Raw genomic sequence first — 17,745 nt, 5'->3', positions numbered from 1 at the left:
GGTAAGCGCGCGGGTCGATGCCATTGAGTTTGCACGACGCGATCAGCGAGTACATCGCCGCCGCCCGCTCGCCACCGCTATCGGAGCCGGCGAAGAGGAAGTTCTTGCGACAATGTACATAATTGCATTGTCGCAATAATGTGCAGCCGGAAATTATGCGAAGTTTGCTTAGTACGGCACGTCACGGGTGTCAGTGCGCCGCGCCTTGCGTGGATCGTTGGGTAGCAGCAAACTGCACATAAAAAAGTGCTTTCCTGTTTGGGTTGTTACCCATTCAGGAGAATCCTCATGGTCGGCTTGGTTCCTCTTCGTCCGCAGCCTCAGGCGTGGTTGTGGCGTAGCGTCCTTTGTCCTTTCGCAGAGCGCTACTGCGAGTATCTTGTTGAGACCGGTTACGCGGCCGGCACCGTCAACCGCTACGTGAGGTGCGTCGCGCACTTCGCGCATTGGCTTACAAAACATCGTATAGATGTCGCTCGCGTCGATGAACGAATTGTCTGCCGCTTCGTGAACGACCATTTGCCTCGATGCACCTGCCCGGATCCTATTCCAAGGAGTCGGACAGACGTCAGTGCGGCACTTCAGCATCTGCTGGTCGTCTTGGCTGCGCGCGCTGTTCCCCGGTTTCTGTGGACAGAACCGGATTCGGTCCAACAGGAGGTGTGTCGTTTCACTGAGTACCTTAAGGACGTTTGCGGCTTGGCCGATGGCACGTGCTATCAGCGTGGCCGAATCGTCCGCGATTTCTTGCATCAGCACTTTGAGCGAAGACGCGTCGACGTCGCGCAGTTGAGCATTCAGTCAATCCGTCGATTCGTGACGCGTTATCCTGGTGGGTGCAAAGCTGGAACAGCTCACGTAGCCTGCGTAACGTTGCGCAGTTATCTGCGATTCAGGAGCATGCAATATAACGACCGGGTCGAGGAGCTGATCGCGGCGGTGCCGAACGTAGCCGGATGGAGGTTGGCGGGTTTGCCCGAAACGCTGTCGGAAGCAGAAATCGAGCAGTTTCTGAGTTCCTTCGAGCGCGTAACGGCGTCAAGCTTGCGTGACTACGCAATGGCGCGCTGTCTGGCAGATCTTGGGTTGAGGGCTGCGGAAGTTGTGCGAATACAGCTCGACGATTTGAACTGGCGCGAAGGCACGCTCCAGATCCGTCGTACCAAATCGCGACGGGCGTACGTCATTCCACTGCCGGAACCTACCGGTCGCGCGATCGCCGACTACGTCCGGTTAGCCCGCAGGTCAACGACAACTTCCCGCTCTCTCTTTGTACGGCATTACGCACCTGCTGACGTTCCCTTGGGAACCGGTCGCGTCCATCAGGCGGTGCATGCCGCATATGTTCGCTGTGGTTGGACGGAGCAATCTGGAACTCATCTTCTGAGGCACAGCGTTGCCAGACGGCTGCTCCGTTCCGGCTCGTCGCTGAAGGAGGTTGCTGATGTACTGTGCCATCAAAGCATCGACACCACTGCAATCTACGCGAAGATCGACCTGCGAAACCTGGAGGCCGTGGCACTTCCCTGGCCGGGGAGCAGATCATGAAGCGGCCCATGAAATTGCCACGCACAATGCAATTGCTGGCGGAAACGTATCTCGCCGAGCGACGCAGTCTTGGCTTCGACCTTGAGATCTCAGGGCAGGCTTTGTTCGGAAGGGGGGCGCTTGTTATAGAATCGTAAGATCAAGGGGCGCGTGGAACAAAGCGGATGCCGTACAAAGCCAGACTCAAAGCAGGTCGGGAGCGTAAGCGCGAGAAGCCCGGCTACCGGGTAACGAACTGTCGTGAATATAACCAGAGCCTGAAGAAGCGCGGGAAAATCAGCCTCTATTTTCCCGAGGGCGATCTCAAGGCGCAATTCATCACCGCGTCGCCGTATGTGCGCGGAGTGTCTGGACGGCTGCCGTCGTACAGCCGGCCGTACGTTGAACTGATCTATACGTTCTACCGGCTGTTCGGCTGGGGAATGCGGCAGATCACCGGCTATATGGAAGATTACTGGACCACCCAGGGGCTGGACATTCCGGTGCCCAGCTTTGGCCATCTGAGTGATCTGTTTGCCGCGCTGGACGTCAAGGTCACGCAACGCTGCGAACGACTGGCGAGGCGGCTGGCCGACGGCGAGGACGTGAGCCTCATCATCGACAGCACGGGGATGAGTTTTGGCCGGGCCAGTGAGTGGTACGAGCAGAAGTACGGTAAAACAACGACGAAAACGCCGTGGCGCAAGATGCACCTGTCGATCGACGCTGCCATGAACGTGCATGCGATTACCATCACCGGCACAGACGTTTCGGATAGCGAAGGGATGGAGCGCGTGCTGCCCGCCGATCTCCCGGTTGACCGCGTGATTGCAGATGGTGCCTACTACAGCATCGAGCGGGCCGAGGCGCTGTCCCGCTCAGGCGTGCTCCCCATTATTCCACCGCCTTCTCACGCGGTGGTCCACGGCGAAGAACAGACGCAATGGCACGACGAGGTCGTTGGCTACATCAGGGAGAAAGGCATTTATGCATTTCACAAGAAATACGGCTATGGGCAGCGCTCGCTGGTTGAAGCGCAGATCTCCCGGATCAAGCGATGCATCGGCCCGACCCTGCTGACACGAAAAGTCGGGGCGCAGGAACGCGAGGGCGTGATCATCGCGAACATCCTTAACCGGTGGAACTCGTTTGGCAGGCCCGTTTCCATCAAAAATGGATAGTTGCGTCCGCAGTACGGAAATTCGGACCCTTCCGAACAAAGCCCCTACGATCAGGCATTCCAGAAGTTGCAGGGTCTCGCCGAAGCGTATGAAAACGCCAGGCGGGATGCCGTATTCCGGCGTCGTCTGGCGCAATTGATGTCGAGTCATGGCAAGCGGGGAGCCTGGCTTGCCCGGCTGCAAAAAGCGGGGTATTTGTGGCAACCCAAGTCTGAGTGCCTCCCTGGCCTGACCTGCTGAATCATTTCCGCAAATCTGGGATGAACACTGAGCCCAGATCGCACGCCCGGCATATATGCCAATTTTCGGCGATTTGACCAAGTCATAATAACTTGGACGCCTATGATAGGAAATTGTGCTTACCTTGTTCGCCCCCCGTGGGGGCGTCCATTCCATTAGTTGGTAGAGGGCTCGACTGCCGCCACACCGGTATTCCCAAATGTAATAGCGGTCGCCCAACGTTTGATTATCCTGCCGTCCGGCTACTGTCTAGACTCCATAACGTCAGGCGGAGCGGCGTCACCGCGAGCGGCGCTGTGCACACTTCAAAGACTGTCACAGGATAACGATATGGATCAGATAACTCAGAGTCGCGTGGTGGCCGGTAAGGCAACGCCGCGCGGGCGTTTTCCGCATGTGGTTCGCGCGGGCGATTTCCTGTTCGTGTCGGGAACCAGTTCGAGGCGACCCGACAACACGTTCATCGGCGCGTCGGCGGACAGCTTCGGCACCGCCAAAGTCGACATTCGCGAACAGACTCGTGCGGTGATCGAGAACATCCGCGATATCCTGCGTGCCGAGGGCGCGGACCTGTCCAATCTCGTCGAACTGACCACCTTCCTCGTCAACATGAACGACTTCGGCGGCTACAATGAGGTCTATGGCGAATACTTCGACGAAACCGGACCGACGCGCACAACGGTTGCGGTGCATCAGTTGCCGCATCCATTGCTGGCGATCGAAATCAAGGCGGTCGCTCATCTGCCGCCCGTGGACGCCGCGAGCAGCGGTAAAGCATAACCAGGAGAACGTGCATGTTGAAATACGGCAAGCCGTTCAACTTTCCGCGCTGGATCGAGGAGCATGCGCATCTGCTGAAGCCGCCGGTCGGCAACCAGCAGGTCTGGCAGGACAGCGACCTGATCGTGACGGTCGTTGGCGGTCCGAACCATCGCACTGATTTTCACGACGATCCGTACGAGGAATTCTTTTATCAGATTTCCGGTAACGCCTACCTGAATCTGATCGTCAACGGAAAGCGCGAACGCGTCGAACTGCGCGAGGGCGACGTGTTTCTGTTGCCGCCGCATATGCGTCACTCGCCGCAGCGGCCCGAAGCGGGCAGCGCCTGTCTGGTGATCGAGCGGCAGCGTCCGCTGGGCGCAATCGACGGGTTCGAGTGGTACTGCGGCAACTGCAATCAATTGGTGCATCGCGTCGAAGTGCAGTTGAAGAGCATTGTCACGGATCTGCCGCCGTTGTTCGCTGCGTTCTACGAGTCTGAAGAAAAGCGCCGGTGTCCGCATTGCGGCACCGTCCATCCGGGCCGCGATGCGGTTCCCCCGGCGCACTGATGACCCAGGCCGGCGCGTTCCCGCGCCGGCCATTTCCTCCTTTCCCGCGCCGCCACGCGCCGGTATTCCAGATTTGAATACCAGGCGGCCTATCTTTGATTACCGCATCTTTTTTCCTCTTCCTAGACTCCGCTCATGAGACGTACGGCGTGCTGCTTCAGCCGGATCATCGATGGACCAGAGATAAAGTAGAGAGGAGACTTATGAATGCTGAACTGGTAGCCCACGACGCGCCATACCGTGCGACACGGCGTGAAGAGATCAAGGTGGTGGCGGGCGCATCCGTCGGCACGGTGCTCGAGTGGTACGACTTCTTTCTGTACGGCAGCCTCGCGGTCTTCTTCAGCTCGCACTTTTTCCCGGCCGGCAGTGCGACGGCCGGGTATCTCGCATCGCTTGCGACGTTCGGCATCGGTTTCGTCATCCGGCCGCTCGGCGCGGTGCTGTTCGGCCGCTTCGGCGACAAGGTCGGGCGCAAGGCGACTTTCCTCGTCACGATCACCGTGATGGGCCTCGCCACCGTCGGGATCGGCGTGCTGCCCTCGTATCAGAGCATCGGCTGGGCGTCGCCGGCGCTGCTCATTGCGTTGCGGCTGCTTCAGGGTCTCGCGCTCGGCGGCGAGTATGGCGGCGCGGCGACCTACATCGCCGAGCATACGCAGCCCGGTCGACGTGGCCTCGCCACCGGTTGGCTGCAGACGACGGCGACGGTCGGCTTCCTGCTGTCGCTCGCGGTCACGCTCGTGTGCCGCGCGTTTGTATCCGGCGATGCGTTCGCGTCGTGGGGCTGGCGCCTGCCGTTTCTGGCTTCGCTGATCCTGCTGGCGATATCGGTCTATATCCGCACGACGCTGTCTGAATCGCCCGTATTCGCGAAGATGAAGAGCGAACACCGGCTGTCGGATTCACCGCTGCGCGACAGCTTTCTGGTCTGGCGCAACGTCCGGGCGATGCTGGTCGTGCTGTTCGGCGCGCAGGCCGCAGTCGGTGTCGTCTGGTACACGTGCAACTTCTATGCACTCTATTTTCTGACCACGACGCTCAAGGTGCCGACCAGCGAGGCGTACGGATTTATCGCCGTGATGCTGGTCTTCAGCTTGCCTCTTTACGTGCTGTTCGGCTGGCTGTCGGACAAGGTCGGCCGTAAGTGGATCGTGCTGGCCGGGTGCGGCCTGGCGGTGCTGACGTTTCTGCCGATTTTCACGCAGCTTTCGCAGGCGGTGAATCCGCGCCTCGTGCACTTTCAGCAAACGGTGCCGATCCGGCTCGCGGCGAACGATTGCAGCACCAGCCTGTTCGGTGCACCGGTGTCGGATTGCGACAAGGCGCGCGACTTCCTGACCCAGGCGGGGCTGTCCTATAGCGTCGAAAGCGGTGCGCCGGCCGGCGGTCTGGTGACGCACATCGGCGAGAGGCCGTTGGCGAGCTTCGATGCAACGGCCTACCGCAAGGCGCTGGTCGATGCGGGATACCCCGTCATGACCGATGTGAACCAGATCAACCGGCCGCTCATGTTTGCGCTGCTCGGATTGCTGATGATCTGGGGGGCGATGGCGTACGGGCCGATGTCCGCGTACTACGTCGAGCTGTTTCCTGCGAAGATTCGCTACACCTCGATTTCGGTGCCGTACAACATCGGTGCGGGTTACTTCGGCGGCCTCGCGCCGTTCATGTCGACCGCGCTCGCGGTGCGAACCGGCAACGTGTATTACGGCTTGTGGTACGCGATTATCGTCGGTGGCGTGTCGGTCGTGATCGGCGCATTCTTCATGCGCGAAACCATGGACGTCGACGTCAGCCAGTGAGCGGCGGCCGGACGACGTGACAGTAACGGAGGAGATATGACGCACATCGCGATGGCCGATCTGTCGACCATGCAGAAGTACTGGCTGACTACCGGAAGCGTCGGGCCGCGGCCCATCGCCCTGGTGACGAGCCTCAACGGAGACGGCGTTTGCAATGCGGCGCCGTACAGCGCCTTTAACTATATGGGGGAAAATCCTCCGCTCTTCGCCATCGCAGTAGATCACTACGGACCGGAGAGCCATCGCCCGGGCGAGATGAAAGACACGCTGAAAAACATCGTCGCGCGCGGCGAGTTCGTCGTCAACATGGTCGACGGGCCCATCGTCGAGCGCGCGGTATTGTGCGGCAGTGACTTCCCCGCCGATATCTCGGAGCCCGAGGCGGTCGGGTTTGCCGTTACGCCGTCGACTTCGGTGAGCGTGCCACGGATCGCCGAAGCGCCGATTGCGTGGGAATGCAAGCTCTTCAAGGTGCTCGAATTCTCCGAGCAGCGCTCGATCGTGTTTGGCGAGATCGTTGCCATGTACATCCGCGAGGATCTGCTCGACGGGGAGCGGCTGCGGGTGCATGTCGACCGCTTTGAGCCCTATGGCCGGCTGGGCGGCCCCAACTATTGCCGCACCACCGATCGGGTGAGGATAGCGGTGCCGACTTATATGCCCACGGTCGGGGCTGCCCGTGAGTGAGCTTTCCGGGGCGCCCGCGATTTTGTGTCCGTCTTGCGCAGCCCGGCAGGACCGATTGGAATCCGGCGACTTTTAGTTTGCTTCGTGCGTCGCACTGCTAACATCCGGAGTCATCCTTCTTCAGAACGACGGGCCCGCCATGCATCAGTATCCTCTCAGCAAGATTGGGCTGAGCCGCAATCTGAAACTCAGTCAACTGCTCATCTTCGACCGCGTGGTCGAAACTGGTTCGATCCTGCACGCTGCCAACGAAATGGGGCTGACGCAGCCGGCCGTGACGAAAGTCATTCAGGAACTGGAGTCCAACCTGGATGGCGGGCTGTTTGCCCGTTCGAGCCGCGGTGTCGTGCCGACGGATCTGGGGCGGGTGCTCGGGCGGCGCGTCAAGTCGCTGCTGGCCGAGTTCCGTCAGATGGCCGACGAACTCGACCGCTTCCGCTTCGGGACGGCTGGCCACATCGTGGTCGGCACTCTGATCTCGGCGTCCGCGCACCTGCTGCCGATGGCGATCACGCGCCTGAAAGCGCGCGCGCCCGACGTCCTCGTGACCGTTCGCGAAGGGCCGACCGCGCAGCTGTTTCCGTCGCTCGCAACCGGCGAACTGGACATCGTCGTCGGTCGTCTTCCAGAAGTCGAGCTGCCGCTTTCCGATGCCTTTCCGTTGACCCATCACGCGCTCTTCGAAGATTCACTGCTGATCGTTGCCGGCAGCCGGCATGTGCTCGGGTGCGGATCTGCTCCGTCGCTGCACGATCTCGCCGCGATGCCGTGGATCGTGCCGACCGTCGAGTCGCCGCTGCGCCATGTGGTGGAGCGGATGTTCCGCCATGCCGGACTGGCTTTGCCCACGGATCTTGTCGAATCGCTGTCGGTGTTGACGAATCTCGGGTTGTTGCTCGAAGCACCGCGCATCGCCGTGATGCCGCGGGTGGCGGCGACGCAGTTCGTGCAGGCGGGTCTGCTGCAGGTTCTCGATATTCCGGAGACCGAGTCGTTCGGCACCGTTGGCTTTTCGGTGCGCTCCAACAAGGAAATGAGCCCGGCTTGCGAGGCATTCGTCGAGTGCCTGCGCGAGGTCGCGTCGGCGTCGACCGAAGTCTGAGCACGGGCAGATATTCCAGATTCGTATATTGGCGGCGCAATATTTGATTATCCGGCGCCGGGGCGTCCTCCTAGACTAGCTGTAACCCATCCAGCTAGCAGGAGAGTTCATGAATCCCAATGCTCATGCGCAAGCGGCCCTGCCGCAGCGCCTGCGGCACTTCATCGACGGTCAGTTCGTCGACTCCGCTGAAACCTTTGCCAACCTGAGCCCGATTGACGGCCGCGAATTGTCGCGTGTCGTCGAAGCGGACGCCGCGGCAGTCGATGCCGCCGTCAAGGCCGCGCGCCGTGCGCAACAGGGGCCGTGGCGCGACCTCAGCGCCTCCGCACGCGCCGACTGGCTGCATCGCATCGCCGACGGCATCGAGGCGCGCTTCGACGACTTCGTCGCCGCCGAAGTCGCCGACACCGGCCGCCCGATTGCACAGGCGCGCAGCCTCGACATCGCGCGTGGCATCGCGAACTTCCGCACGTTTGCCGATCTGTTGCGCACCGCGCCCGGCGAGTTCTTCGAAACCGCGACCGACGACGGCGGAAAGCTGCTCAACTATGTGACGCGCAAACCGCTTGGCGTGGTCGGCGTGATCTCGCCGTGGAACCTGCCGCTGCTGCTTTTCACATGGAAGGTGGCGCCCGCTCTGGCGATGGGCAACTGCGTCGTCGCGAAGCCGTCCGAGGAAACGCCGACGTCGGCAACGTTGCTCGCCGAAGTCATGCGCGATATTCAACTGCCTGCCGGTGTCTTCAACCTGATTCACGGTCACGGCGCGAATGCGGCCGGCGAGTGGCTGACGCGTCATCCTGGCGTCGATGCGATCACCTTCACCGGCGAGTCGAAGACCGGCAGCGCGATCATGAAGGCGGTCGCCGACGGCGTGAAGAACGTCTCGTTCGAACTCGGCGGCAAGAATGCCGCGGTCGTGTTCGCGGACGCCGATTTCGACGCCGCTGTCGAAGGCGTGCTGAAGTCGAGCTTCACGAACGCCGGGCAAGTGTGCCTGTGCTCGGAGCGCGTGTACGTCGAGCGGCCGATCTTCGAGCGCTTCGTCGCGGCGCTGAAAGAGAAGACCGAAGCGCTCAAGATCGGCTCGCCATACGACGCGGGCACGACGACCGGGCCGCTGATCTCGAAGGGTCATCGCGAGAAGGTGCTCGGCTATTACAAGCTCGCGCTCGCCGAGGGCGCGACGGTCGTCACCGGCGGCGGCGTGCCGCAATTCGGCAACGCCTGCGACGAAGGCGCCTTCGTGCAGCCGACCATCTGGACCGGACTGCCCGACGACGCGCGCTGCGTGACCGAGGAAATCTTCGGGCCGGTGTGCCACATCGCGCCGTTCGACAGCGAAGACGAAGTGATCCGGCGCGTCAACGACAGCGCCTACGGTCTCGCGGCCAGCATCTGGACCACGCATCTGGCGCGCGGCCATCGTGTCGCGCAGCAGATCGAGACCGGCATCGTCTGGGTCAATGCGTGGTTCGTGCGCGATCTGCGCACGCCGTTCGGCGGCGCGAAACTGTCAGGCTTCGGGCGCGAAGGCGGCCGGCATTCGATGGACTTCTACTCCGAGCTGACCAACGTTTGCGTGAGGATCGCGTGATGACGACGGATCAGACACTGCAGGCAATCGCCGACACGCTGTGGCGCGCCCAGCAACAGCAGCCGTTCACGCCGTTCACGCCGGTCGCGCCGGTCCGCGATGCGATCGGCGCGCTCAACGGCAACGTGCTCGACAACGCGTACCGCGTTCAGCGGATCAATACCGAGCGGCAAATCGAGGCCGGCGCGCGGCTCGTCGGCTGCAAGATCGGCCTGACGTCGCGCGCGGTGCAGGCGCAACTCGGCGTCGACCAGCCCGATTTCGGCATGCTGTTCGACCACATGGCGTATGGCGATGGCCAGGAAATTCCGTTCGCCCTCACGCAGCAGCCAAGGGTCGAAGCTGAGATTGCGCTCGTCCTCGAACACGATCTCACGCATGAGCGGCACACGATCGCCGACGTCATCGGCGCGACCGCCTATGCCTTGCCGGCGATCGAGGTTGTCGGCAGCCGCATCGCGAACTGGGACATCCGCCTCGCCGATACAGTGGCGGACAACGCGTCGAGCGGCCTGTTCGTGCTCGGCAGCCGGCCGGTGAAGCTCGACGGGTTCGATATCGTCGGCTGCGGCATGCTGATGGAGTGCGGCGGTGATCAGGTCAGCGTCGGCGCCGGCGTCGCGTGCCTCGGCAACCCACTCAATGCGGCGGTCTGGCTCGCGAATACGATGGCGCGCGTCGGTGCGCCGCTGCGCGCCGGCGATATCGTGCTGACCGGTGCGCTCGGGCCGATGGCCGCGGTGCGGCCCGGCGACGTGTTCAGCGCGCAGATCGAAGGTCTCGGTGCCGTGCGGGCACTGTTCTCCAATCAAACGGAAGCTACATCGTGAAAGACAACGCTCGACTTTCCGTCGCGGTGATCGGTTCGGGCAACATCGGCACCGACCTGATGATCAAGCTGCTGCGTCATGCGCAACATTTGCGCATGAGCGTGATGGTCGGCATCGACGCGGCGTCCGACGGTCTCGCGCGCGCTGCGCGGCTCGGCGTCGCGACCACGGCCGACGGAATCGACGGTCTCGTCGCGATGCCGGAATTCAAGGACCTGAGTATTGCCTTCGACGCGACGTCAGCCGGTGCGCACCGGCGCCACGCGGAGATCCTCGCGCAGCACGGCGTCACCGTGATCGACCTGACGCCGGCCGCGATCGGCCTGTTCGTCGTGCCGGTCGTCAATCTCGACGCGCATCTGGCCGCGCCGAACATCAACATGGTGACCTGCGGCGGCCAGGCGACGATTCCGATGGTGAGTGCGGTATCGCGGGTCGCGCCGGTACATTACGCGGAGATTGTCGCATCGATATCGAGCCGCTCGGCTGGCCCCGGCACGCGAGCGAACATCGACGAATTCACCGAGACCACTTCGCGGGCGATCGAAAGCGTCGGCGGCGCCGCGGCCGGCAAGGCAATCATCGTGCTGAACCCGGCCGAGCCGCCGCTGATGATGCGCGATACCGTTTACTGCCTCGTCGATGAAGCGGCGGACCGCGACGCCATCGAGGCGTCGGTGCATGCGATGGCGCGCGACGTGGCCGCCTACGTGCCCGGCTACCGGCTCAAGCAGGCGGTGCAGTTCGACCCGGTCGCGATTCCGGCGCAATTCGCCGGCCGCTTCGGTCACGGCCGTGGTTTGAAAGTCAGCGTGTTTCTCGAAGTCGAAGGCGCGGCACACTACCTGCCGTCGTACGCGGGCAACCTGGACATTATGACGTCGGCCGCGCTGCGCACCGCAGAACAGCTCGCGGCCAGCCGGCTCGCAGCCTGAAGGGAAGATACGATGACGACTCTTGACCGGAAAATCTACGTCTCCGACGTGACCTTGCGTGACGGCATGCATGCCATCCGCCATCAGTATTCGCTTGACCAGGCGGTCACGATCGCGCGAGCGCTCGATGACGCTGGCGTCGACAGCATCGAAGTCGCGCACGGCGACGGCCTTGCCGGATCGAGCTTCAACTACGGCTTCGGCGCACATACCGACCTCGAATGGATCGCCGCGGTCGCGGCGACCGTGAAGCGCGCCAGGATTGCGACGCTGCTGCTGCCCGGGATCGGCACGGTTCACGATTTGCGCGCCGCCTACGACGCCGGTGCGCGGGTGGTCCGCGTCGCAACCCATTGCACCGAGGCCGATATCTCGAAGCAGCACATCGAGTACGCGCGCGAGCTCGGGATGGAGCCGGTGGGCTTCCTGATGATGAGCCACATGACGACGCCGCAAAAGCTCGCCGCGCAGGCGAAGCTGATGGAAAGCTACGGCGCGCAGTGCGTGTACGTCGTCGATTCGGGCGGCGCGCTCAACATGCGCGACGTCGCCGAGCGTTTCCGCGTGTTCAAGGACGTGCTCGATCCGGCGACGCAGACGGGAATACACGCACACCACAACCTGTCGCTCGGCGTCGCGAATTCGATCGTCGCGCTGGAGGAGGGCTGTGATCGCGTCGACGCTTCGTTGACGGGAATGGGCGCTGGTGCTGGCAACGCGCCGCTCGAGGTGTTCGTCGCCGCGGCCGACCGGATGGGGCTGAACCATGGTTGCGACGTGAAGAAGTTGATCGATGCGGCCGACGACATCGTCCGTCCGTTGCAGGAGCGGCCGGTGCGCGTCGATCGCGAGACGCTGGCGCTCGGTTATGCGGGCGTCTATTCGAGTTTCCTGCGTCATACCGAAGCGGCCGCCGCGAAGTATGGGCTGTCCGCGTTCGACATCATGGTCGAACTGGGCCGGCGTCGCATGGTAGGCGGCCAGGAGGACATGATCGTCGACGTTGCGCTCGATCTGCTGAAAGAGGCCGAAAAGCAAGCGGAGGTGGCACGATGAATATCGAAGCAGCGGCGCGACGCGTCGACGAAGCTGTGCTCAACGCGAGCGCGATCGAACAGATCAGTGCGACCGAACCGTTCCCGGTTGACGACGCGTATCGGATCCAGCGCGCGGCGATCGAACTGCGCAAACAGCGCGGCGAACGCACCATCGGCATCAAGCTCGGCTTCACGAGCCGCGCGAAGATGATCCAGATGGGCGTCGACAGCCTGATCTGGGGCTGGCTGACCGATGCGATGCTCGAGGAAGACGGCGCGCCCGTCGACCTCGGGCGTTTCATCCACCCGCGGGTCGAGCCGGAAGTTTGCTTCCTGACGATGCGCGACATCGACCGCCCGCTGACGGCGCTCGAGGCGCACGCGTATCTGGAAGCGGTCGCACCAGCGATGGAGATCATCGACTCGCGTTACCAGGCGTTCCGCTTCACGCTCGAGGATGTGATCGCCGACAACTGCTCGAGCTCGGGCTTCGTGGTCGGCGCGTGGTCGCGGCGCTTCGACGGTCTGCGCAATGCGGGCGTGCTGATGCGCTTTGACGGCAGGGAAGTGCAGGTCGGCTCGACCGGCGCGATTCTCGGCGACCCGCTGCGCTCGATTGTGCAGGCGTCGCGGCTCGCCGCCGACGCGCAGTGCGTGCTGCCGGCCGGCACGCTAATCATGGCCGGTGCGGCGACCGCCGCGCAGGCCCTGGAGCCCGGACTGCACGTGCAGTGCGTGGTGAGTGGCATCGGGCAGGCCGAATTCACGACGAAGAGTCGCGCCTGACAGGGGCAATTTCAGGCATCACTACAGGCATAACAATCAGGACAGACCTGAAAAGCGGAATACGGTTATGACATTGCGAATTGACATGCACTCCCATTTCTTCCCGCTGATTTCACGGGAAGAGGCCGCGCGAATCGACGGCGAGGACGCGCCGTGGCTCGCGCCGGCGGCCGACGGCGAGACCGGCATGATCATGACTGGCGACCGGGCGTTTCGCCCGGTCAGCCGTCCGTTGTGGGACCCCCTACGACGCATCGAGGAGATGGACGAACTCGGCGTCGACGTTCAACTGATGTGCGCGACGCCGGTGATGTTCGGCTATCGCTATCCGGCGAAGGTGGCGCTGCAATGGGCGCAGCGCATGAACGACCGCGCGCTCGACATGTGCGCCGCGACGCCGCAGCGCCTGATGGTGCTCGCGCAGGTGCCGCTGCAGGACGTCGAGATGGCGTGCGCGGAAGCGTCGCGTGCGTACGCGGCGGGGCATCGCGGCGTGCAGATCGGCAATCACGTCGGCCCGAAGGATCTCGACGACGAGAGCCTGATCCAGTTCCTCACGCATTGTGCGCACGAAGGCATTCCGGTGCTCGTGCATCCGTGGGACATGATGACCGACGGCCGCATGAAGCAATGGATGCTGCCGTGGCTCGTCGCGATGCCGGCCGAAACGCAGTTGAGCATTCTCTCGCTGATTTTGTCGGGCGCGTTCGAACGCATTCCGCGAGCGCTTAAGCTGTGCTTTGCTCACGGCGGCGGCAGCTTCGCGTTTCTACTCGGCCGCGTCGACAACGCATGGCGCGAACGTGACATCGTGCGCGAGAACTGCCCGCAACTCCCGTCGTCATACGTCGACCGCTTCTCGGTCGATAGCGCCGTATTCGATGCCGGTGCGCTAAAGCTGCTGGTGGACGTAATGGGCGAAGAGCGCGTGATGCTCGGTTCGGACTATCCATATCCGCTCGGCGAGCAGCACATCGGGCAACTGATTGACGATCACCCCGGCCTTAACGAGCGTGCCAAGCGGCACCTGCTTGGCGAAAATGCCCGCCGTTTTTTCGGTCTGCCAGAGTTGCAGCTGTCCGGCGCTTGATCATGTTCAATCGACCAATAGGAGACACATCATGTTGCCGTCAGGATCGCACAAAGAAGAAATGATGCAAGTGCTGAACCGGCTGTTCAATGAGATTCGCGCGCGCGCGCTCGACGCCGATCTCGAAACGCTTCTGAACCGTGAGTTTGGGGCCGGCAGCGAAACGTATGGGCAACTGACCCGGCTTTTGAAGCTCGGCATGGAGGAAGGCTGGGCCGCCTATGTGGAAGTAGAAGGCGCCGACTATCGCCGTGGGAGGATTGCCGAGCCGTCGCAAGAGACCGCGGAGATGAGCGTCGAGAGCGGCCTGTTGCACGACGTGAAAGGCCAGTACCACTGTCATACGACCGGCGAGATCAACATGATCATCCCGCTCGAGGAAGGCGCGCAGTTCTGTGGGCATGGAGCGGGCTGGCGCGTTTTCCCGCCACTCAGCGAACACTTTCCGACGGTAACAGGCAAAGCGCTCATGATGTATTTCCTGCCGGGCGGCAACATCGAATACCGTACCCCGCCGGCGGTATGAGTGCGCGGGCGAACCTCAATTTCATCTCATTGCCTGAATAATCATGAATATCAGAATTCTTGCCCTCAGTGGCAGTTCGCGTCGCGACTCGCTGAATTGGAAACTGCTGGGCATCGCGGCGCGCGGCGCGCTCAACGCCGGCGCCGAAGTGACGCCGGTTCGGCTCGCCGACTTCGAGCTGCCGCTGTATGACCAGGATCTGGAAGCCGAGCAAGGGCTGCCTGATGGCGCGAAGGCGCTTCAGACACTGGTGGCCAGGCACGATGCGCTGCTGATCGCGACGCCCGAATACAACGGTGGCTACACGGCATTGCTGAAGAACGCGATCGACTGGATCAGCCGGCCGCGCGAAGACGGTTCACCGGGCGTGGCACTGCTCGCCGGCAAGGTTACGGCACTGCTTTCTGCGTCGCCGGGCCAGCTTGGCGGCATTCGCTCACAGACGGGCATACGCGCGGTGCTCGACAAGCTCGGGATGCTGGTGATTCCGGAAGCGTTTGCGTTGAGCATCGCGCATGAAGCGTTCGACGCTGAGGGGCAATTGAAGGACAAGAACGCCGAGCGGCTTGTATCGGGTGTTGGCGCGGCGTTGTACCGAACGGCTTCGCGGCTGGGCTGAGTGGTCCAACTGGTTCTGGTGAACTCAGTCTTCGTGATCTCGTCGATCTGATGGCGGCACATACGACAGCGGAAAGCCTGGCTGAAGGGCGTTCCGACATTGCGGTTTCCGGATACCGCTGCGGGCGTGGTTCAGAAACCGCCGATTTTGGGTAACACGGACGAGCGGATCCTCGCCGCGGATGAGGACGGCGTTTAGTTAAGCAGTGCGAATCAGGTCGAAGAATTCGCCCCCTGGCGATCAGCCCTGGGGTTGCAGCTCGCCTAGCCCGAGCAGGGTGAGCCAGTGCGGGTGTGGCTGACCGGTCATCAGCTCGCGCGGGCTTTTGCCCTGGCGTTCGGCCCGGCGGCTGCGCACGAAGCGGCGGTGATTCAGAAAAAAGCGCAGCAGCTCGAGGTACGGCGCGCCCAGATGGCGGCGTAGCGTGAAGTAGTTGCGCAGGCGCGAGTTCAGGTTCTCGACGAGCGAACTGCTGCGCGGCGTGTGCGCCAGCGCGTCTGACACGGCGGCTAATATCGCGTGGAACGCGTGGCCTGGCACGGCGCGCAGACGCCCCCATTCCTGCCAGTAGGCGGGCGAGGTGCGCGGCTTGCGATGCAGCAGGCATGCGGCGCGCACGGCCTGTTCGGGCACCCCGGCAGCCTGGGCGATGGCCGCGAGTTTGCCGTCGAGCACGCCGGCGAACGCGAGCAGGTCATCGCGCTGGTTCTGCAGCGCCACGCGCAGCGGGCGGATGCGGCGCAGATCGAGCCGCTCGCGCTCACGCAACTGCTCTACGACGAAGTCGAACAGCATTTCGCGCGTGGCCAGTGGTGGCCCGGCCAGCGCCAGGATGTCGTGGCCGAGCCATTGGGCGAGCGTGCGGATGTCGCGCGCCAGGGCCTGCGCCCGCGCTTCAGCCTCGCGCGCCCGGCGCAACCTCTGGCCGTCACGCCGGGCGCAGCCACGGCTGCCCGGTCGGCTCACCCGCGCCTGATGCTTCAGGCGTTGCGAGCGCGCTCCCACAGCCAGCCGCTTCAGTGTGTTGGCGAGCGTCTCGCACTGGCGCTGGATATGGAACACATCGCCATGGCAGGGCGTCTCGCCCCACGCGGCCTGCTGCCCGGCGGCAGGCCCCGGCCCGCATCGGCAATCGTGTACTCGGGCGCGAGCCCCTGCTGCGCCGCCTCAAGCAGATGCACGCCCCACGTGTCGGCATCGCGATGGTCCTCGGCGGCCAGCAGGTAACAGTAGGTCGAATCCGCATCGACGCCGGCCAGCACCGGGCGATCGCCATGGAAGATCTCGTCATGCAGGCCCACGCGGATGCCTGAGAGGTCCTGGTCCCGGTTGATCGAGCCCGCCTGCTGCGCGGCCCATTGCATTACGTCATGGACGTGGCCTTCACTGATCGACAGGCCCAGCAGGTCGCGCACGAACTCGACCACGCCGCGATACGGACTGCGGCAGATCAGCGTGAGCGCGACGATCACCTGGCGCAGCCAGCGGGCGGTGACCGGCAGCGCGCACAGTACCGGCTCGGCTGCCTCAGGCGCGGGCGTGAAGGCATCATCCAGCGCCGCACCGGCCTTGCGTTTCTGCTCGTAGACGAACTTGCGGCTCACGGCGTGTCCATCGGCCAGCGAACTGATGGTGTGCCCGCCCGCCAGGGCCCGTACCGCGAGATGCTTGCGTTCACACCCAGACAGCTGCGCTGCCGCGCCAGCCGATCGATTCATCCGCGCCCCCAAGTGAAAAGTGAGCGTCGATTATCGACCATCGCGACCTCGCTATGCCGCTCGTCGTGTAACCCTACAGTGAACCACGCCCTTTTTTCAACCGACCTCACCTGCAACCAGTAGTTTGCCTTCGTCGCCCATCGCGAGCCGCTGGAGATAGCGCAATGCGCAGAGATCGCACCCATCTCGATCGAGAGGAGCTCCCGGCTCGCCGTGTGCTACATGCGCGACACAGCCCCGGCGAGAGATTCACCGGAGAGACCTAAGACGGTACTGCAATGCCGTGAGTCTCCGTCTGCCTTCTCGGTGAATGTGCGGGCATCGTGATTACCATTTTTGATATTACTGACATTGCTATCGTTATGGATTACATTGTCAGTTAAATTTACGCAAGGCGCAAAATTCTTAGCTCTGGAAACGTCGCGCGCCATCTCAACATGACTTCGCTTACCAGCCCTGTGAGTGAGCGCATCAAGATTTGAGTTGCGTGAGGCGACGGTAAGCGACGTTTTCGTGCAATGACAAGCTACTACCCATGTTGGGTATGAGTGAGAGTGAACTGACGTAGAACATCGAAGAGACGGAACAAATGACGCGGTTGACTGTTAACCAGAAGTTTTGGTGCATCGTGGCGCTTCTCTGGCTTGCGCCTGGCGTACATGCCATCACGAACGCGTGGATGAACCGGGGCGAACTGTTTGCGCGGCGAAAGAAGGAGCTCTCTCAAC

At 62.8% G+C, this 17,745-nt stretch carries 17 protein-coding genes; 15 read left to right on the top strand and 2 right to left on the bottom strand.

Translation table 11 applies throughout. The features are described from left to right. Nucleotides 1-900: 900 nt before the first annotated feature. From HV744_RS37780 to HV744_RS31450, 15 genes are all read left to right on the top strand, one after another. Nucleotides 901-1,548, top strand: a complete 648-nt coding sequence (locus HV744_RS37780) for a tyrosine-type recombinase/integrase (RefSeq protein WP_246279283.1) — start codon at nucleotides 901-903, stop codon at nucleotides 1,546-1,548. A gap of 164 nt (nucleotides 1,549-1,712) precedes the next feature. Beyond that, entirely contained in the window at nucleotides 1,713-2,708 is a 996-nt protein-coding gene (locus HV744_RS31515) for an IS5 family transposase (protein WP_175153231.1), read from the top strand. 570 nt (nucleotides 2,709-3,278) lie between these two features. Then, entirely contained in the window at nucleotides 3,279-3,728 is a 450-nt protein-coding gene (locus HV744_RS31510; RefSeq protein ID WP_175153230.1) for a RidA family protein, read from the top strand. Between the two features lie 14 nt (nucleotides 3,729-3,742). Continuing rightward, complete coding sequence (locus tag HV744_RS31505; RefSeq protein ID WP_175153229.1) at nucleotides 3,743-4,282, top strand: 3-hydroxyanthranilate 3,4-dioxygenase; 540 nt, start codon at nucleotides 3,743-3,745, stop codon at nucleotides 4,280-4,282. A gap of 203 nt (nucleotides 4,283-4,485) precedes the next feature. Further along, entirely contained in the window at nucleotides 4,486-6,087 is a 1,602-nt protein-coding gene (locus HV744_RS31500; protein ID WP_175153228.1) for an MFS transporter, read from the top strand. A 36-nt stretch (nucleotides 6,088-6,123) separates the two neighbouring features. After that, nucleotides 6,124-6,774, top strand: a complete 651-nt coding sequence (locus HV744_RS31495) for a flavin reductase family protein (RefSeq protein ID WP_175153227.1) — start codon at nucleotides 6,124-6,126, stop codon at nucleotides 6,772-6,774. 139 nt (nucleotides 6,775-6,913) lie between these two features. After that, entirely contained in the window at nucleotides 6,914-7,876 is a 963-nt protein-coding gene (locus HV744_RS31490; RefSeq protein WP_175153226.1) for a LysR family transcriptional regulator, read from the top strand. A gap of 109 nt (nucleotides 7,877-7,985) precedes the next feature. After that, nucleotides 7,986-9,476, top strand: a complete 1,491-nt coding sequence (locus tag HV744_RS31485) for a 2-hydroxymuconic semialdehyde dehydrogenase (RefSeq protein WP_175153225.1) — start codon at nucleotides 7,986-7,988, stop codon at nucleotides 9,474-9,476. After that, entirely contained in the window at nucleotides 9,476-10,306 is an 831-nt protein-coding gene (locus HV744_RS31480) for a 2-keto-4-pentenoate hydratase (RefSeq protein WP_175153224.1), read from the top strand. Before HV744_RS31485 ends, HV744_RS31480 begins: the two co-directional genes overlap by 1 nt. Next, on the top strand, nucleotides 10,300-11,241 hold the full coding sequence (locus tag HV744_RS31475; protein WP_175153238.1) for an acetaldehyde dehydrogenase (acetylating): 942 nt from the start codon (nucleotides 10,300-10,302) through the stop codon (nucleotides 11,239-11,241). Before HV744_RS31480 ends, HV744_RS31475 begins: the two co-directional genes overlap by 7 nt. Nucleotides 11,242-11,253: 12 nt before the next feature. Then, entirely contained in the window at nucleotides 11,254-12,297 is a 1,044-nt protein-coding gene (gene dmpG, locus HV744_RS31470; RefSeq protein WP_175153223.1) for a 4-hydroxy-2-oxovalerate aldolase, read from the top strand. Next, nucleotides 12,294-13,064 (top strand): 2-keto-4-pentenoate hydratase, encoded by a 771-nt coding sequence (locus HV744_RS31465; protein ID WP_175153222.1) that lies wholly within the window; start codon nucleotides 12,294-12,296, stop codon nucleotides 13,062-13,064. Before dmpG ends, HV744_RS31465 begins: the two co-directional genes overlap by 4 nt. Before the next feature lie 67 nt (nucleotides 13,065-13,131). Beyond that, nucleotides 13,132-14,154, top strand: coding sequence for an amidohydrolase family protein (locus HV744_RS31460; RefSeq protein ID WP_175153221.1), 1,023 nt, complete (start codon nucleotides 13,132-13,134; stop codon nucleotides 14,152-14,154). 31 nt (nucleotides 14,155-14,185) lie between these two features. Further along, nucleotides 14,186-14,680, top strand: coding sequence for a 4-hydroxylaminobenzoate lyase (locus HV744_RS31455; protein ID WP_175153220.1), 495 nt, complete (start codon nucleotides 14,186-14,188; stop codon nucleotides 14,678-14,680). Between the two features lie 43 nt (nucleotides 14,681-14,723). After that, nucleotides 14,724-15,299: an NADPH-dependent FMN reductase gene (locus tag HV744_RS31450; protein ID WP_175153219.1), complete on the top strand. Its 576-nt coding sequence runs from the start codon at nucleotides 14,724-14,726 to the stop codon at nucleotides 15,297-15,299. A 240-nt stretch (nucleotides 15,300-15,539) separates the two neighbouring features. Here the strand turns inward: HV744_RS31450 and HV744_RS36880 are convergent, their stop codons facing one another. After that, on the bottom strand, nucleotides 15,540-16,361 hold the full coding sequence (locus HV744_RS36880; RefSeq protein WP_217469178.1) for a hypothetical protein: 822 nt from the start codon (nucleotides 16,359-16,361) through the stop codon (nucleotides 15,540-15,542). Next, complete coding sequence (locus HV744_RS36875; protein ID WP_217469177.1) at nucleotides 16,316-17,017, bottom strand: hypothetical protein; 702 nt, start codon at nucleotides 17,015-17,017, stop codon at nucleotides 16,316-16,318. Before HV744_RS36875 ends, HV744_RS36880 begins: the two co-directional genes overlap by 46 nt. Nucleotides 17,018-17,745: the final 728 nt, after the last annotated feature.

It is taken from the genome of Paraburkholderia ultramafica (assembly GCF_902859915.1).
Classification (GTDB): Bacteria; Pseudomonadota; Gammaproteobacteria; order Burkholderiales; family Burkholderiaceae; genus Paraburkholderia; species Paraburkholderia ultramafica.
Note: the sequence above shows the minus strand (reverse complement) of the source record. Positions and strands in the feature narration are given on the sequence as shown.

Excerpts from the sequence above, each read along its gene's own strand:
- HV744_RS37780 (WP_246279283.1), top strand. The coding sequence starts at position 901 with ATGCAATATAACGACCGGGTCGAGGAGCTGATCGCGGCGGTGCCGAAC.
- HV744_RS31515 (WP_175153231.1), top strand. The coding sequence starts at position 1,713 with ATGCCGTACAAAGCCAGACTCAAAGCAGGTCGGGAGCGTAAGCGCGAG.
- HV744_RS31510 (WP_175153230.1), top strand. The coding sequence starts at position 3,279 with ATGGATCAGATAACTCAGAGTCGCGTGGTGGCCGGTAAGGCAACGCCG.
- HV744_RS31505 (WP_175153229.1), top strand. The coding sequence starts at position 3,743 with ATGTTGAAATACGGCAAGCCGTTCAACTTTCCGCGCTGGATCGAGGAG.
- HV744_RS31500 (WP_175153228.1), top strand. The coding sequence starts at position 4,486 with ATGAATGCTGAACTGGTAGCCCACGACGCGCCATACCGTGCGACACGG.
- HV744_RS31495 (WP_175153227.1), top strand. The coding sequence starts at position 6,124 with ATGACGCACATCGCGATGGCCGATCTGTCGACCATGCAGAAGTACTGG.
- HV744_RS31490 (WP_175153226.1), top strand. The coding sequence starts at position 6,914 with ATGCATCAGTATCCTCTCAGCAAGATTGGGCTGAGCCGCAATCTGAAA.
- HV744_RS31485 (WP_175153225.1), top strand. The coding sequence starts at position 7,986 with ATGAATCCCAATGCTCATGCGCAAGCGGCCCTGCCGCAGCGCCTGCGG.
- HV744_RS31480 (WP_175153224.1), top strand. The coding sequence starts at position 9,476 with ATGACGACGGATCAGACACTGCAGGCAATCGCCGACACGCTGTGGCGC.
- dmpG (WP_175153223.1), top strand. The coding sequence starts at position 11,254 with ATGACGACTCTTGACCGGAAAATCTACGTCTCCGACGTGACCTTGCGT.
- HV744_RS31465 (WP_175153222.1), top strand. The coding sequence starts at position 12,294 with ATGAATATCGAAGCAGCGGCGCGACGCGTCGACGAAGCTGTGCTCAAC.
- HV744_RS31460 (WP_175153221.1), top strand. The coding sequence starts at position 13,132 with ATGACATTGCGAATTGACATGCACTCCCATTTCTTCCCGCTGATTTCA.
- HV744_RS31455 (WP_175153220.1), top strand. The coding sequence starts at position 14,186 with ATGTTGCCGTCAGGATCGCACAAAGAAGAAATGATGCAAGTGCTGAAC.
- HV744_RS31450 (WP_175153219.1), top strand. The coding sequence starts at position 14,724 with ATGAATATCAGAATTCTTGCCCTCAGTGGCAGTTCGCGTCGCGACTCG.
- HV744_RS36875 (WP_217469177.1), bottom strand. The coding sequence starts at position 17,017 with ATGAATCGATCGGCTGGCGCGGCAGCGCAGCTGTCTGGGTGTGAACGC.